Annotated in this window: 13 protein-coding genes, 1 tRNA gene, 1 rRNA gene and 1 other annotated feature; of the genes, 1 reads left to right on the top strand and 14 read right to left on the bottom strand. The window is 46.6% G+C overall.

Translation table 11 applies throughout. The features are described 5' to 3' along the window. Nucleotides 1-10: 10 nt before the first annotated feature. The 13 genes from C3B52_RS29205 to guaB all read right to left on the bottom strand — a co-directional run bounded on the left by C3B52_RS29205 (nt 11) and on the right by guaB (nt 14,521). Nucleotides 11-763, bottom strand: coding sequence for an Ldh family oxidoreductase (locus tag C3B52_RS29205; RefSeq protein WP_103109877.1), 753 nt, complete (start codon nt 761-763; stop codon nt 11-13). Further along, on the bottom strand, nt 754-1,764 hold the full coding sequence (locus tag C3B52_RS29210; protein ID WP_103109878.1) for a membrane dipeptidase: 1,011 nt from the start codon (nt 1,762-1,764) through the stop codon (nt 754-756). The genes C3B52_RS29205 and C3B52_RS29210 overlap by 10 nt, the downstream gene beginning before the upstream one ends. Continuing rightward, complete coding sequence (locus C3B52_RS29215) at nt 1,765-3,483, bottom strand: hypothetical protein (protein WP_103109879.1); 1,719 nt, start codon at nt 3,481-3,483, stop codon at nt 1,765-1,767. A 564-nt stretch (nt 3,484-4,047) separates the two neighbouring features. Continuing rightward, on the bottom strand, nt 4,048-4,578 hold the full coding sequence (locus C3B52_RS29225) for a hypothetical protein (RefSeq protein WP_103109881.1): 531 nt from the start codon (nt 4,576-4,578) through the stop codon (nt 4,048-4,050). 190 nt (nt 4,579-4,768) lie between these two features. Beyond that, a tRNA-Arg gene (locus C3B52_RS29230) sits at nt 4,769-4,845 on the bottom strand. Nucleotides 4,846-4,946: 101 nt separating this feature from the next. Next, on the bottom strand, nt 4,947-6,236 hold the full coding sequence (gene aceA / locus C3B52_RS29235) for an isocitrate lyase (protein WP_103109882.1): 1,290 nt from the start codon (nt 6,234-6,236) through the stop codon (nt 4,947-4,949). A 24-nt stretch (nt 6,237-6,260) separates the two neighbouring features. Further along, complete coding sequence (gene aceB, locus C3B52_RS29240) at nt 6,261-7,868, bottom strand: malate synthase A (protein WP_103109883.1); 1,608 nt, start codon at nt 7,866-7,868, stop codon at nt 6,261-6,263. Between the two features lie 63 nt (nt 7,869-7,931). Next, nucleotides 7,932-8,099, bottom strand: a complete 168-nt coding sequence (locus tag C3B52_RS29245) for a hypothetical protein (protein WP_235615897.1) — start codon at nt 8,097-8,099, stop codon at nt 7,932-7,934. A 189-nt stretch (nt 8,100-8,288) separates the two neighbouring features. Then, the gene (gene serS / locus C3B52_RS29250) at nt 8,289-9,572 is read right to left on the bottom strand and encodes a serine--tRNA ligase (RefSeq protein ID WP_103109884.1); all 1,284 of its coding nucleotides are present in this window, start codon (nt 9,570-9,572) and stop codon (nt 8,289-8,291) included. 53 nt (nt 9,573-9,625) lie between these two features. Continuing rightward, nucleotides 9,626-9,850: a binding site (T-box leader), on the bottom strand. Nucleotides 9,851-9,986: 136 nt separating this feature from the next. Beyond that, nucleotides 9,987-10,562, bottom strand: a complete 576-nt coding sequence (gene pdxT / locus C3B52_RS29255) for a pyridoxal 5'-phosphate synthase glutaminase subunit PdxT (RefSeq protein WP_103109885.1) — start codon at nt 10,560-10,562, stop codon at nt 9,987-9,989. Between the two features lie 10 nt (nt 10,563-10,572). Beyond that, a complete protein-coding gene (gene pdxS, locus C3B52_RS29260) occupies nt 10,573-11,457 on the bottom strand; it encodes a pyridoxal 5'-phosphate synthase lyase subunit PdxS (RefSeq protein ID WP_103109886.1) in 885 nt (294 codons plus the stop codon). Between the two features lie 108 nt (nt 11,458-11,565). Continuing rightward, nucleotides 11,566-12,873 (bottom strand): D-alanyl-D-alanine carboxypeptidase family protein, encoded by a 1,308-nt coding sequence (locus tag C3B52_RS29265; protein ID WP_103109887.1) that lies wholly within the window; start codon nt 12,871-12,873, stop codon nt 11,566-11,568. 187 nt (nt 12,874-13,060) lie between these two features. Continuing rightward, the gene (guaB, locus tag C3B52_RS29270) at nt 13,061-14,521 is read right to left on the bottom strand and encodes an IMP dehydrogenase (protein WP_103109888.1); all 1,461 of its coding nucleotides are present in this window, start codon (nt 14,519-14,521) and stop codon (nt 13,061-13,063) included. Between the two features lie 166 nt (nt 14,522-14,687). On the opposite strand from guaB, the gene C3B52_RS29275 reads away from it, so the two are divergent. Continuing rightward, a complete protein-coding gene (locus C3B52_RS29275) occupies nt 14,688-15,710 on the top strand; it encodes a YaaC family protein (protein WP_103109889.1) in 1,023 nt (340 codons plus the stop codon). A gap of 98 nt (nt 15,711-15,808) precedes the next feature. On the opposite strand, the gene C3B52_RS29280 is transcribed toward C3B52_RS29275, so the two are convergent. Then, a 23S ribosomal RNA gene (locus C3B52_RS29280) occupies nt 15,809-15,924 on the bottom strand; the annotation flags it as partial.

A 15,924-nucleotide genomic window follows, 5' to 3' on the forward strand; every position in this document is an offset into this window, starting at 1 on the left:
CCCTGCTCTATTAATTTGCTCCTTCTCCAGCTCCACGCTGACGCGATTGTTCCGTCGCCTCTACTAGTACACGACTCGCTACGCTGTTTAGCTCTGCCCATATGGCTGGATCTATTTCTCTTCCTTGTCTATTCGATTCATCCCAAACGGCTTGAATTTGTTCAGGGCGGATTACCTCGCTGCCCTCCGTTTCTTCATGCGATTCCAGTTGAGCAGCATAAGCGAAGTGAACCGCATCGGCGCAAATGACTAAAAAGCTGTCTGTCTGTTTTGATTTAAGTGGATGCCCAGACTTTCTTTTCACCACGTAGGGCTGATTTGCGTCAGGTAGCGTTATTGCCCAGAATTGGCTATCCTCTTCCACCCAATGAATCGCACAGCAAATTCCGCGTTTTCCTGCCTGCGCTACATTTTGAATCAAAGCATTGGAGCCGCGCGAGTTTTGGACGTTAACGATTCCGACTCCCATCTCTGCTGCTTTCGCATACGCCAAATCCAGGGCTATTCTGCCGCTCAGCAGGCTGCTTTGACCTTGACCATCAATCGAAACCAGGCGTTCATCCTGAGAAAGAATACGGATTTTGGACAAATCAGAAGCTTGCAGCGCACTCAATTCTTCCGCGAGCTGTTTGATTCCATATAATCCGGTAAATTCACCCCACGCTGCTATCTCTGCCGCTTCTTCCGCACAACCGATCGGCAGCCCGCAGCCCTCCAGAACTTTTTTACAATGGGCATACAGCTCAAGATAACTTACACGCATAGCTCTAGCTCCTTTTCAGCTTTAAACCCTTCGGTAAAGAATCGCTGCCAATTGCCGCCCATCACCGCTTCTACCTCGGATTTGGCAAATCCGCGTACTAGCAAGGCTTCAGCAATACCAGGAAAGTCTTTCGGACCTTGGAACCATGCAGGCCACTGTGGCCAAGATGGATTCGAAGCCGAGCCTGCGCCATAATCGACTTTATGCGTCCATCTGCCCATCCGCATCCATTTGAGGAAGTCCTCTCCCCAATTGAGTGTTAAGTCTGTGCCCAGCGCTACTTTTTCCACGCCCATGAAGTCCACGGTTTTGGCAACCATATCGCAAAACTCATCCAAAGAGGTTTGTGCGCCATTCATCAGATACGGATACAAGCATAGACCCAAGACGCCACCATTATTGCGAAGAGCTGTAAGCACTTCTTTTGATTTATTTCGTTTCGAAGGGTAAATCCAATCCGGATTGGCATGCGTAATGGAGACCGGTCTTCTCGAATGTTCAATCGTATCCAATGTCGTACGGTCTCCTACGTGAGATAAATCGATGATGGTCCCCACGCGATTCATCTCCTCGACCACGAGGCGACCAAATCGGGACAGCCCTGTATCATTGTTCTCATAGCAGCTGCTTCCGATCATATTTTGGTTGTTGTACGTAAGCTGCATGATTTTTACCCCGAGCGTGGAAAAAACCTCGACGAGCGACAGATCATCCTCCAATGGAGATGTATTCTGTGTACCAAGAATGAGCCCGACCTTTCCCAAAGCTCGTGCCTTGGTGATATCCTCCCCTGTTCGTACCAGCATCACCAAATCGGAATTCTCTTCAATAAACTGATACCATTGCCCGATTTTGCTGAGCGTTTCTCTAGCCGTTTCCCATAAGGCAACACACACATGAACACAGGTGACCTGGCCTTTATGCAGCTCCAAAAGTAGCTCCCGATTCCAATTACTTAGCGTTAGTCCGTCGATAATGACCATTTTCTCTCCCGCAGTCATCTATAAATCCTCCCATCGCGGAATGGCCGGAAAAATCCAGTCATCTTTAAAATCTGTACCGATTTCCTCTAGTAAAGGGGCTCCCTGGAACAAAGTGACCCGTACCCAGCGATTGGATTGTGGATCAAATCGTTCTGCGCCGAAAAATGCCAGCTTGCAGCGAAGCAGATGTACAGGCAGTAGACCTTTAGCCAGCAGGTTGCCGTGAATTTCTCCGTATTCAAAGCCTTGCTGGGATTGCATTCTGCGAATGATCCATTTGTGCTCGGGATAGCTCAACAAAAACTCGGCTACCGTTTGATCGTCTGCTGCCTTTTCTAACACCTGGTACAGTGCTTGCACGCGTTCTGCAATGTTTACGGGCATCTCATACTCTTCGCCCGCCTCTTCTCCTCGAACACCCATTCGTGGCTCTTCTTTTTCAGCAGAACGGTACCAAAAATACTTCCGCTCATCTGGATCGGCAAAATCAAAGGAAAGTGCCCAGTGATACTGCTCTGCTGCAATCCGCTTTAATTCTCTGATGCTCATTTGTGGCATCACATCATACCGTTCCACAATTGAGGTATTTTCCTCAAATTCTGTTGCGATTTCTGGATAGAGCTCGATAATAAGTGTATTTAACAGCTCCTGCGTCTCCATTCCCGTTTTGGCGCGGGCAATTTCACAAAGGGTTACCCATGGCTGGGCAGGCACTTGCTGCTGCATGGTTCCTGTTTCTGTATACTCTGCCACTACCGTTTGCAACAGCTGCAATTCCCCCGCCAGTTCACTTGGCTGAGCAAAGGCTTGTACATGAGCAATCGGGTATTCATGGAAGTACGCGATGCTGCGATCAAAAAGGCTGAGCAATTTTTCCGCGTCGGCTCTTGTGCCCTCCGCTTGCTTGGCTTTATAGAGGGCTTCTTCCTTCATCTTGATCCATGTATGAATCAGCTGTGGATGTGAGATCAGATAAGGCACCATGCCGAGTCCAGTTGCATTTCCCACCCCTAGATAGCGCTTGATCTTGGCATGAAGCTGCGCCGCATTCGGATTTTTCGCCTGAGCAATATGGTCTACAAGCTCAAAGCTGAACTGGCGGATCATATAGACAGCAAACATTTGCGCTCGAAAGGCTCCGTAAAATGCATGGTCCTTGCTCATTCGTTCATAGGGGGCGATTCCAAATTTCCCATTTCCATAAACCGCTGTTGTGCGGATCAAATACCCTGTTTGAGCCAAAATCTTGGGATCTGGCTGCTTTCCCTGTGTGAGCTCGCCAATCATGTATTCAAACAGCCGGGTACTGCGATTCGCACGCGACCAAACCAAATCCAAGCCATCTCCACGACCAGCTTCCTGCTTAGGCAAGTCACTACGCAGTCGAGCCATTTTTTCTGGGGTTAACGGGCCCTCACACAAGGCAAAAGTAATATCCCACTTCTCAGAAATAACACGATCGCTTCTCTCCTGATCATGTAAGTATTGTGAAAAGACAACGAAATAAAATGTTTGTTTAGGTGTAGTGATCGTGTAACGAGCCTCTCCGTATCCATTTTCATCTAAGTCAAACTGGACACGCTCGATGCTCCATTTCTCTTTCATCAGCTTGCGCAGCATACTGCGGCTAAAGCTTAGACTCGTAATACGGGAAGCCCCTAATCTTTCCGGAGACATGATGTCACCAGCAGAACGGATTTGTGCTGCGCTTCCCTGTGCCTCTTGAGCTACATTCATAGTTGCACCTCCAGTTGCGATCGTAACGCTTGTAATTTCGATTATCGGAATTTAAATCCGTTTTATTTTTTCTGGCTACATATTAACCGCTTACAAATGATTCGTCAACAATATTCAGAAAGTAAAAACAGAATAAATTTATGTAGATTCCTCCTGTCTTTTGGTCCTAGTCAAGCCTGATTTAACTGGATTTATGCTTACTCGTTTCGTTAGTTTTATCCTATCCGAACGCAAAAAAAGACTTAGCCTATTTGCTAAGTCTTCGAATTACTGTATGAAATCTACGAGTCTCACTCCAAGCTAGGAGTGATCAACGGTTTTTTTTTCTTTCCATCTGTACCAGATAAAATTGATCAGAAACGCTACAGCTATATGAATATAAACCACAACATTTTCATTCTGCTCATTATAAAGAAATTGGAAAAACAAGACACCGGTTAGACAAATCGTGGCTAGAAAAACAACGACTATTCGAGCGATTGTCCATACAAAGATGAGTAGTGGCTTCATATACTTCATCCTTTTGCTAGAGAGATGTTTTTCATGCAGTACGTTTGTTTAATCTCATAGATCATTCATAAGACCTATGACTTTTTTGGCTAACTCCTGATCAATTGGGAAGCTTGCTTTATACTTTTCCATTAACGGCTTAATGTCAGTAAAAAATTGTCGTCCCGCCTTTGCTTGCTGATCCATAATATCGATAACTTCAGCATTGTTAACTGGTACATCATTCACCACAGTATCATACATCATTCCAATTGATTTTGACGCTGTACTTACCAACGTAGCAAATTGTTCATGTGCTGCACGAAAATCGTCATGCGGCAGGGCTATCATTTGAAAATCAATGTATATCTTTTGTGACCGTTCGTTAAAGTCTGTCATCTTCGTAATTGCTTCTTCATCACTCACTTCATCTGCATTTTCAAGCATTTCATTGAACTCTAAACCTAGCTGCATTTGCCTGTTGAGAATACCTGCGAGTTTATCCATGTACTCTTGTACCTTAACAACATCCTGCGAGCTTACGCAGCCCGTTATAGCCAAAGAGAGGATAAGCACAAACAGGAATATACTTTTTCTAAGATTCACAATGTAATCCTCCTGATAATCAATTCGCATGCCACGATTATTCAATATTTATATGATATAGGAAAGATTACCATTTTAACAGCCGTATACTTCTTCATTCACCCTTTGTACTTGTATAAAGGTAACCGTTGGTCAAAGCAGCACCTAATAAAAACAAAAAAGCCTTGATATATCAAGGCTTTTTCATCGATGGCGTCCCCGAGAGGATTCGAACCTCCGACCTACAGTTTAGGAAACTGACGCTCTATCCTGCTGAGCTACGGGGACATTGTTTTCTACATCCTCCATTATAAAAACAATCCAGCCATTTGGCAAATGAAGGACTAGGGTACAATAGCCCCTAGTCCTCGTTTTTGATCGATTTCAATTTAGTTATGCGCGAACTGTTCTTCCTCAGTCGAGCCAGTCAGTGCGGTCGTGGAGGATTTTCCACCGGAAATCACTTGTGCTACCTCGTCAAAATAACCTGTTCCTACCTCGCGCTGGTGGCGAGTAGCGGTGTAGCCATGTACCTCGCTACCAAACTCAGCTTGCTGCAATTCGGAGTAGGCAGCCATTCCGCGATCACGGTAACCACGCGCCAGCTCGAACATGCTGTAGTTGAGGGAATGGAAACCTGCGAGCGTAACAAATTGGAATTTGTAGCCCATTTCGCCCAGCTCCTCCTGGAAGCGAGCGATCGATTCTTCATCGAGCTTTTTCTTCCAGTTAAAGGACGGCGAGCAGTTGTAAGCCAACAGCTTACCTGGGAATTTCTCATGAATAGCCTCTGCAAAACGACGTGCTTCCTCCATGTTAGGCTCAGAGGTTTCGCACCAGATCAGGTCCGCGTACGGTGCATAAGCCAGACCGCGTGCGATTGCTGCATCCAGTCCACCCTTTAGGCGGAAGAAGCCTTCTGCTGTACGTTCGCCAGTGAGGAACGGTTTATCCTGCTCATCGATGTCGCTCGTGATCAGGAAAGCACCATTCGCATCGGTACGCGCCACGATAATTGTTGGAACTCCCATCACATCCGCTGCAAAGCGAGCGGAGACCAGGTTGCGAACAGCTGCTTGGGTAGGAATTAATACTTTTCCACCCATATGACCGCATTTTTTCTCAGATGCCAGCTGATCTTCAAAGTGAACGCCTGCTGCGCCCGCTTCGATCATGCCTTTCATCAGCTCGAATACGTTCAGTGGTCCACCAAAGCCAGCTTCGGCGTCAGCCACAATCGGCGCGAACCAGTGCGTATCTGTACCACCTTCAGATTGATCAATTTGATCTGCACGTTGAAAAGCTTGGTTAATACGTTTGACCACCTGTGGAACGCTGTTTGCCGGATAGAGGCTTTGATCGGGATACATTTGACCAGATAGGTTCGCATCCGCTGCGACTTGCCAGCCACTCAAATAAATAGCTTTTAAACCTGCTTTTACTTGCTGAATCGCCTGATTCCCGGTCAAAGCACCCAACGCTTTAATATGGTGCTCGGTATGCAACAGGTTCCACAAGCGCTCTGCACCCAGACGAGCCAATGTATGTTCGATCTGAACAGATCCACGCAGACGTACAACATCCTCTGCGGTATAAGTACGGGTAATTCCTTTAAAGCGCTCGCCTTGCCAGATTTGTTCTAATTGTTGAATCGCTTCCTGCTTGTTTTGTTTGCTCATTTTCGTTTCCCCCACCCTATTTTTTTATAGATAGCGATAGCCCGGTACGGTCAAGAAATCCTCAAACTCATCTTCTGTGACCAGTTGCAAGAAAAGCTCTCCCGCTGCTTGGAGCTTGCTTGTTTCATACCGCTCCTGACCCATCGCTTGTTTCAACGCCTGCAATTCCTCACTTAACCACTGCTTCACCAGAGCCTCGGTAATCTTGCGTCCATCCTGCAAAACCCCACGACGATGGCGAATCCATTGCCATACTTGAGCACGGGAAATTTCTGCGGTAGCAGCATCCTCCATCAGGTTATGGATCGGAACAGCCCCCATCCCGCGCATCCATGCTTCGATATACTGCAAGCCTACGCTGATGTTGGTACGTACGCCTTCTTCTGTAATGACACCTTCAGGCACTGCCAACAAATCCTTGGCTTCTACCTGTACGTCTTCGCGTTTGTACCAGATTTGGTTAGGCTCCCGCATCAAACGATTGAAAACTTCCATCGCGACAGGTACCAAGCCAGGGTGAGCTACCCAAGTACCGTCATGCCCGTCATAGGCTTCACGTTCTTTGTCAGCACGTACTTTGGCGATAGCTTCCTCGTTTTTCACCGGGTCGTTTTTGACAGGAATCTGGGCAGCCATCCCGCCGATGCATGGTGCTTGGCGTTTGTGACATGTCTTTACCGCCAGCGTCGTATATGCCCGCATGAACGGAACTGTCATCGTCACTTGTGCTCGATCAGGAGTGATGACATCGGCCTGATTCCGCAGCTTTTTAATGTAGCTGAAAATGTAATCCCAGCGACCACAATTGAGTCCGGCACTATGCTCGCGCAGCTCATACAAAATCTCATCCATTTCAAATGCAGCCAAAATGGTTTCGATTAGTACAGTTGCCCGAATCGTACCACGCGGGATATTTAATTCATCCTGTGCGAAAAGGAATACGTCATTCCATAGCCGAGCTTCCAGATGACTTTCCAGCTTTGGCAGGTAAAAATACGGAGCTGTCTGGTTCGCGAGCAGTGCCTGCACATTGTGGTAAAAATAGAGTCCGAAGTCTACCAAGCTTCCGGAGATCGGCTTCTGGTCAAGAAGAATATGTTTTTCATCGAGATGCCAGCCGCGCGGGCGAACAACAAGAACGGCTGTCTTGTCATTGAGCGCGTACTTTTTCCCTTCAGGGCTGGTAAAGGAAATATTGCGTCTTACCGCATCCTTCATATTGATCTGCCCTTGGATTGTGTTATCCCACGTAGGTGAATTGGCATCCTCAAAGTCTGCCATGAAAAGGCGCGCACCTGAGTTCAGCGCATTGATTACCATTTTGCGGTCGCCAGAAGGACCAGTAATCTCTACACGTCTGTCTTGCAAGTCGATAGGGAGGGGAGCGACTGTCCAATCCCCATTGCGAATCTCTGCTGTTTCCGGTAAAAAGTCTGGCAGCTGCCCGGCATCAATTTGTAGCTGTCGTTCCTGACGCTTCGCGAGCAATTCCTGTCTTTTGTCACCGAATCTTTGCTCCAGCTTAATCACGAATTGAATTGCTTCTGGTGTAAGTATCTCACTGTATCCGGAGCGCATTTCGCCAGCGATGTGTATCTCCAGCGGATGTGAATTAGTTGGCATGGTAGTCAAAGCAGTTCATCCTCCCTGAGCACGGACGCATTATTATGGTACAGATGTTAAATTGATAAATTATTATAGTACAGCAGGGGCAAAAAAAATGGTATTACTCTTGATACCCGCTGCCACTGCAATGGCTGCAGCTGACATGTCCATCCCCCAAGCAATTATGGCAAGCCGACCCGTTGTCATCGTGACCAACGCCTCCACATCTTGGGCAATTTTGTTCGCCGTTTCCTTCACACCGGTAGCAGTCCATTTCCATTCCCTCCATGTCTGTATTAAAACAATTTTCTTAAGATTTGTTTTTATTATATAACAGCTATTGATACAGTGCAACACAATTTTTAAAAAATTCACTCTGTATTAGAACACAAAAAAAACAACCCTTGTTCCTTTAATAGGATCAAGAGCTGTCTACACATTCTTTGATTATTGTTTTGGAGCGACTTTTTCCACTCCACCCATGTATGGACGAAGCACTTCTGGAATGACAATGGTTCCATCAGCTTCTTGGTAGTTTTCCAAGATCGCTGCTACTGTGCGGCCAATCGCAAGTCCCGAACCGTTCAGTGTATGCACGAATTCCGGCTTCGATTTCGTATCACGACGGAAGCGGATATTGGCACGACGCGCCTGGAAATCCTCGAAGTTCGAGCACGACGAAATTTCCCGATACGTATTATTGCTTGGAATCCAAACTTCCAGGTCAAATTTTTTCGCAGCAGTGAAGCCGAGGTCACCTGTACACATGCTCAGCACACGGTACGGCAAACCAAGCAGTTGAAGCACCTTCTCAGCGTTTTTGACCAGCTTATCCAGCTCATCATACGATTCTTCCGGTTTCACAAATTTGACCAACTCAACCTTGTTGAATTGGTGCTGACGGATTAATCCACGAGTATCGCGGCCAGCCGATCCCGCTTCCGAACGGAAACATGCGCTGTATGCGGCATAGTAGCGTGGCAAATCTGTTCCATCCATAATTTCGTCTCGATGCATATTCGTAACAGGAACCTCTGCTGTTGGAATCAGGAAATAGTCTGGTCCTTCCAGTTTAAAAGCATCCTCTTCGAATTTTGGCAGTTGGCCCGTACCTGTCATGCTCGTACGGTTCACGATGTACGGAGGGATAACTTCCTCGTAGCCATGTTCGTTCGCATGCAAATCCATCATGAAGTTCATGAGTGCACGCTCAAGACGCGCGCCCATTCCTTTATAAAATACAAAGCGGCTTCCAGTTACTTTCGAAGCTGTTTCAAAATCGAGAATTCCTGCCTGGCTTGCCAAATCCCAGTGAGGCTTTGTCTCGAAATCAAAGTTGCGAGGCTCTCCCCACGTCCAGGCTACCACGTTATCGTCTTCTGATGTTCCGACTGGTGTGCTCTCATGCGGGAGGTTAGGCAGGCTCAGCAAAATGTATTCCTGCTGCTCATCCAGCTGGCGGAGCACCTCATCAAGAGCCTTGATGCGCTCGTTAACCTCTTTCATTTCAGCGATCAGGTGGTCTGCGTTTTCTTTGTTGCGCTTCATCACTGCTACCTGTTCAGATACAGTGTTGCGTTTATTTTTCAGTGCATCTGCTTCCTGAATAACCTGACGTCTTTTTTCATCTACTTCTGCAAATTGATCCAGTGCAGAAATATCTTCGTTGCGGTGCTCTAAACGACGTCTTACTTCTTCCAGGTCTTGGCGTAACACTTTTACGTCCAACATTGGTAAATCCCTCCGAATCTCTAGTAATAACAACAAAAAACACCCGTCCCCTGGTAAGGGACGAGTGTTGTATACCCGCGTTGCCACCCTCGTTGATACATGCACATCAAATCTTTGTGCATCTATCCACTCTTCCGCCATAACGGGACGGGACCGGACAAAGTTATTTCCTTTGTCACTCCGAGATGGATTCCTCCGCACACCGGATCGGTTTGCACCTACCACCGACTCTCTAGGCCAGGCTCTTGCGAAGTACTTGTTCTCATCAGCGTATTGTCTACCTATATGATTACTTCTATTGTTAACTGTACTACAGGTTCTATACTTGTGTAAAGGGCGGCTACCCATAATCTTCCTAAAGGAAAAAATCGACATCTCATCGATGCCGATCCTCTCCTTGCTGCTTACTTATTGTTAACTTCGGTACTCCTTCACCATATCGAGGAAAAACTTATGGAGCCTCGTGTCTTCAGTTAATTCAGGGTGAAAGGCTGCCGCAAGATAATGACCGTTTCTCGCTACTACGATTTTGTCTTCGTATTTTGCCAAAACCTGACCACTTTCTCCTACTTCCATAATATATGGGGCACGAATGAAAACGGCTGGATAATCAGCTGCGACTCCCGCAACCGGCATGTGGACTTCAAAGCTTTCTTTTTGGCGTCCAAAGGCATTACGCTCCACTTTGATATCCATGAGTCCAAGATGGTAATCGTCTTGACCATTGATCTGTTTCGCCAGAAGAATGGCTCCTGCACATGTCCCAAAGATCGGCTTTTTCTCTTCGCCAAATTGACGAATGGCTTCCATGAAACCGTACTTGTGCATCAGCTTGCTAATCGTAGTGCTTTCACCGCCTGGGATTACCAAGCCGTCCAGGTCATATAATTCTTCTACTTTTTTAACGGAAACCGCTACAGCTCCTGCCTCTTCCAGCATTCGCAGGTGTTCTGCTACAGCTCCTTGCAGAGCGAGGACACCGATTTTCATGTGGCTCACCTTACCAGCCGCGCTCTTGCATGCGATCTGCTTCGCGGATTTTGGAGATTTCGAGACCTGGCATTGCCGTACCCAAGCCTTTGGATACACGTGCAATCAGTTCGTAATCGGTATAGTGAGTAGTAGCTTCAACAATTGCCCGAGCAAATTTCTCTGGATTTTCCGATTTGAAAATACCGGAGCCTACAAACACGCCATCCGAACCAAGCTGCATCATCAGGGCAGCATCCGCAGGTGTTGCCACACCACCAGCTGCGAAGTTAACTACCGGCAGCTTGCCTGTTTTATGAACTTCTTCCAGAAGCTCGTAAGGAGCACCCAAATTTTTTGCTTCTGCCATTAACTCATCGTAGGACATTGCCTGTACCTTACGGATTTGGCTCATCATGGTGCGTATATGACGAACTGCCTCTACAATGTTTCCTGTACCCGGCTCTCCCTTTGTACGGATCATGGATGCACCTTCGCCGATACGACGCAGTGCCTCTCCCAGATCACGAGCGCCACATACAAACGGTACAGTGAACTCTTTTTTATTTATATGGTACAAATCGTCTGCTGGGGTCAAAACTTCGCTCTCATCGAGGTAGTCCACACCGAGAGACTCCAGAACACGCGCTTCTACAAAGTGACCAATACGAGCTTTTGCCATAACAGGGATGGAAACTGCTTTCAATACGTCTTCCACAATACCCAGATCAGCCATACGTGCTACTCCACCTGCTGCACGAATGTCAGAGGGGACACGCTCAAGTGCCATTACAGCAACAGCACCTGCCGCTTCAGCAATTTTCGCTTGCTCTGCATTCACGACGTCCATGATGACGCCGCCTTTTTGCATTTCAGCCATACCTTTTTTTACGCGAGACGTTCCTACTTGTACCATGAGATTTCCCCCTACCTCGTTGAAGTCGGAACCGGAACTGTTATGTGGTGTTATGGTTCCTTGTTACCGACATTGTAAACCAAAGAGATGGGGGAAAACAACAGTTATTTATTTTCCTGTTCCACTGCTGAACAGATCGCTGAAAAATTGGATGATGCTGCGGAAGAATAAACGAATCCAACTGGCCTCTTCAACTTCCTGACTTGCTACTACATCTACTCCAGCTTTAGCCGCGTCCTCAGGCTGCAGGAATTCTGCATCCTTCCCGCCTTCTTCCTTGAGCACGAGTTTACCGATGACTTGGCCTTGTTTGATTGGGGCACTTAAATCTTGGAAGGTCACGCTTGGCGTAAACTTTACGTCGCTGCCGATTTTTGTCAGCATGTTTACTTCACTGCCTGTAACGGCTGGAACACTCAGTTCCACACCATTTTTTACAGCAGCTGTTTCAAATCCCTTGATCGGTGCATTTTTGTCCATTTGCTTGGTCATTTTGAAATTGCTGAAACCATAATCGAACAATTTTCTCGTCTCAGAAAAACGTTGAGTATCGCTTTCGGTATTCATGACTACACTGATCAGGCGCATATCGCCGCGAACTGCTGTACCGGTAAAGCAATAGCCTGCTGCTTGCGTATAACCTGTTTTTAATCCATCTACGCCCTCGTAGTAGCTGATCAACCCAGGCAGCATCCAGTTGTAGCTTTTCTTGCTCCACTCTTTTGGAGTACCTGTGCGGAACGTAAAGCTTGGTTTTTTGGAGACTTCCAATGCTTCCGGGAAATCACGGATCAGAGCTCGTGCCAGAATAGCAGAATCGCGGGCAGACATGAGGTTTTCTACTTGATCGGTCTTAACAGAGTATGGTCCCAGCTCATTAGCTGGCAAACCTGTGGAAGTGACAAACGAGGTGTTTTTCATTCCGAAGTCTGCTGCCTTTTTGTTCATCATCTGAACAAAGTTGGCTTCGCTTCCTGCTACCTTTTCTGCTAGAAGTACCGTAGCATCATTGGCTGAAACGACTGCCATAGCTTCGTACAATTGTTTAACTGTAAACGATTCCCCTTTATTCAGGTAGACACCGGATGCATCCGAAATCTTTGCAATGTAGAATGCATAATCACTTACAGCTACAACATCATCCCAGCTGATTTTCTTTTGTTTGACTGCTTCCTGCACCAGATATTCAGACATCATCTTACTCATGCTGGCTGGAGGTAGTGCTACGTCAGGGTTGTTGCTATAAATCACCTTACCAGTAGATGCCTCCACAAGAATGGCAGATTTCGCTACAAGCTGCAGATTGGCTTGCGGTGCGGTTTCTGCATTGGCTACAGTGCCTCCCATTGCTGTCGTAAACACAGCGACAGAAAGGAACAGACCTGTCAATCTCTGTGTCCATGTCTTTCGTTTCATGTATTCTCTCACTCTCCCATTTCTGTCGAATTTGTCTTAGTGAAACGTGCACACCGCTTTAAGTTTACCATAGGTAGCAGGCCCGCTTGAAGCTTGTTTCCTCCCATTTCCATGTGTAAAACCCTAGTAAAAAACCCCTTTCTACGTAATCGAAAGGGGTTTTTGGGACTATATGACTAATCGCTTTTTAGGAAATGGAGTAGTTTGGAGATTCCTTGGTAATTTGTACATCATGTGGATGACTTTCACGCAAGCCTGCCCCTGTAATGCGAACGAACTGAGAGTTGTTAATCAAATCCTCAATCGTTTTTGCTCCACAATACCCCATGCCGGCACGCAAGCCACCGATCAGCTGATACGTAACATCAGCCAATGGTCCTTTATATGGCACCCGGCCTTCGATCCCTTCTGGAACCAGCTTTTGTTCGTTTTCCTGGAAGTAGCGATCTTTACTTCCTGCCTTCATTGCGCCAATGGAGCCCATGCCACGATAAACTTTAAAACGTCGACCCTGGAAGATTTCAAACTCACCTGGACTCTCTTCTGTCCCCGCGAACAAGCTGCCAATCATGATGGCAGAAGCACCTGCACCTACAGCTTTTGGCAAATCTCCTGAGTATTTAATGCCGCCATCGGCAATAATTGGAATATTGTACTCGCGGGCTACTTGTGCACAATCGTGGATAGCCGTAATTTGTGGAACGCCAATCCCTGCCACAACACGTGTCGTACAAATCGAACCTGGGCCAATACCTACTTTTACTACGGATGCTCCTGCTTCGATTAGATCACGGGTAGCTTGTCCGGTTGCAACGTTCCCAGCTACGATCGTCAGCGTCGGATAGAGACTTCTAATTTCTTTTACGGTATCAATAACCCCTTTGGAATGACCATGGGCAGTATCAACGACGAGCACATCCACGCCTGCCTGTACAAGCGCTGCTGCTCGGTCAAACGTATCGGCGGAGACACCAACAGCTGCACCACACAATAAACGTCCCTGTGGGTCTTTAGCCGCATTTGGATATTGAATCGCTTTTTCAATGTCCTTGATAGTAATGAGTCCGCGCAAAATGTTTTGCTCGTCTACCAGAGGAAGCTTTTCGATCTTATGCTTTTGCAGAATGGCTTCTGCCTGTTGGAGTGTCGTACCGACAGGGGCAGTCACCAAATTTTCTCTGGTCATTACTTCCTTAATAGGAGTAGAAAAATCGTGTACAAAGCGAAGATCACGGTTAGTAAGAATCCCGATCAAATGCTTTTCCTCGTCTACGATTGGAACACCGGAGATTCGATATTTACCCATGAGAGCATCTGCGTCTTCTACTGTATGGTCTTGTGACAGCGAAAATGGATTTGTGATGACACCGCTCTCTGAACGTTTTACACGGTCTACTTCGCCTGCTTGCTGTTCAATGGTCATGTTTTTATGAACAATCCCGATGCCACCCTGGCGAGCCATAGCAATCGCAAGTGCGGATTCGGTCACTGTGTCCATACCCGCACTAATCAGTGGAATATTTAGGACAACCGTCTCGCTTAATTTTGTTCTAAGATCTACATCCCTAGGCAAAACCTCAGATTTTGCTGGAATGAGCAACACGTCATCAAACGTTAAACCCTCTTTTATAAATTTGTCTTCCCGCACAGTAGCAAGCTCCTCTCGGCAAATAGTTTAAGACAGTTTAACAAACGGCATAATTTACTGTCAAGGAATGCATGGAACGTTCGGTTATGAAGTGGATTTTACAGATAAATCAAAAAAATAAAAGATGATAATAGATAGAAAACGAAAATTCATAAAGGTGGTTGCTATGGATAAGGCTTGGACATCACTTCGTTTTTTGGAGACAGAGCCAACAGCTCGCAAATATTTGGCCGCCTGCTATCACAGCATGGGATTGGAGCATTTTGATCGACTGGCCTTTCAACAAAGCTCCCGGTTTCTTTATTTGTGGAAGCAGGCGCGACAATTTTATCAAACAGCAATAGATGCGGATCTTTCCATCCAGCCGTTGCTGCTGTTTTATGGTTGTTCACACCTATTAAAAGGCATGCTTTTAACCCGTGACCCCGCCTATCCTCAAAATAGCCGCGTCTTGCAGCATGGTGTAACGACGAGAAAGCTAAAACGCAGTGCCTACTTATTAACTGAAGATGAGATTCGGCCTCAAAAGGAAGGCCTTTTTGCCCATCTCGCTCAAGTCTTCTCCCTTAGTCCACTCCAGGATCGTTACTTTGCCCATGAATTATTTGCTTCCATACCGGGTGTAAGTCATGCCTATGCGGTAACGACTGGCAAGGAGCAGTTTTGGGTTCGCATGGAGATGACCAAGCTGGCTCCTCCAAAAGAGCTAGAGGCCATGTATAGCGGAGCTTGGATATCTGTTTGTTTTCCAGAAGGAAAAGACGGCCCGTTATCTTATTCGACAGAAACCTTCATGCAATATATCCGTCGACTTACTCCTCCTGCCTGTAAGCTAGATCATGTGCGATGGAGAGAAGGAACCATCAAGGAAATGTTACTTCCCCAGTTTGCCCTTTCTCAATTGGAACAACACCCTCTATTTCGGGTTCAGGAACAAGCACTCTTTTTTTGGAATGGTCCTTCGACCTCTCCTCCTCTTCCGGAATGGGCTAGCCACTTTCTGCTTCTGTACCTTCTAAGTATGCTATGCCGCTATGAAACAGAATGGTGGGGAGAATTGACTCTCTCTCATGGCTTTGCCGAACGTTTTTTAGTTGAGCTTTTTCTTGAGCATCATGCTGCTACATTTCCCACGGTTATTATGAAACAGATCCAGCAAAATAACCGTTTGATCTTACCTACTCAATAATGAAATGGACATAAACAACAAAAAAACCTTCCAGCCAGTAGAGGCTAGAAGGTTTACTTTCGTTCCTTCAAAACTGGATCTGCATGATTGCTAAGAGTGTGGATAAGTCCTCGACCGATTAGTATTCGTCAGCTCCACGTGTTACCACGCTTCCACACCGAACCTATCAACCTCATCGTCTATGAGGGGTCTTACCAGCTTGCGCTGTGGGAAG

Source organism: Brevibacillus reuszeri, assembly GCF_002897295.1.
Classification (GTDB): domain Bacteria; phylum Bacillota; class Bacilli; order Brevibacillales; family Brevibacillaceae; genus Brevibacillus; species Brevibacillus reuszeri_A.

Bases quoted from the DNA above. Each gene is read 5' to 3' on its own strand.
- C3B52_RS29210 (WP_103109878.1), bottom strand. From the start codon at position 1,764: ATGACTGCGGGAGAGAAAATGGTCATTATCGACGGACTAACGCTAAGT.
- pdxT (WP_103109885.1), bottom strand. From the start codon at position 10,562: ATGAAAATCGGTGTCCTCGCTCTGCAAGGAGCTGTAGCAGAACACCTG.
- C3B52_RS29265 (WP_103109887.1), bottom strand. From the start codon at position 12,873: ATGAAACGAAAGACATGGACACAGAGATTGACAGGTCTGTTCCTTTCT.
- C3B52_RS29215 (WP_103109879.1), bottom strand. From the start codon at position 3,483: ATGAATGTAGCTCAAGAGGCACAGGGAAGCGCAGCACAAATCCGTTCT.
- C3B52_RS29205 (WP_103109877.1), bottom strand. From the start codon at position 763: ATGCGTGTAAGTTATCTTGAGCTGTATGCCCATTGTAAAAAAGTTCTG.
- aceA (WP_103109882.1), bottom strand. From the start codon at position 6,236: ATGAGCAAACAAAACAAGCAGGAAGCGATTCAACAATTAGAACAAATC.
- C3B52_RS29275 (WP_103109889.1), top strand. From the start codon at position 14,688: ATGGATAAGGCTTGGACATCACTTCGTTTTTTGGAGACAGAGCCAACA.
- pdxS (WP_103109886.1), bottom strand. From the start codon at position 11,457: ATGGTACAAGTAGGAACGTCTCGCGTAAAAAAAGGTATGGCTGAAATG.
- serS (WP_103109884.1), bottom strand. From the start codon at position 9,572: ATGTTGGACGTAAAAGTGTTACGCCAAGACCTGGAAGAAGTAAGACGT.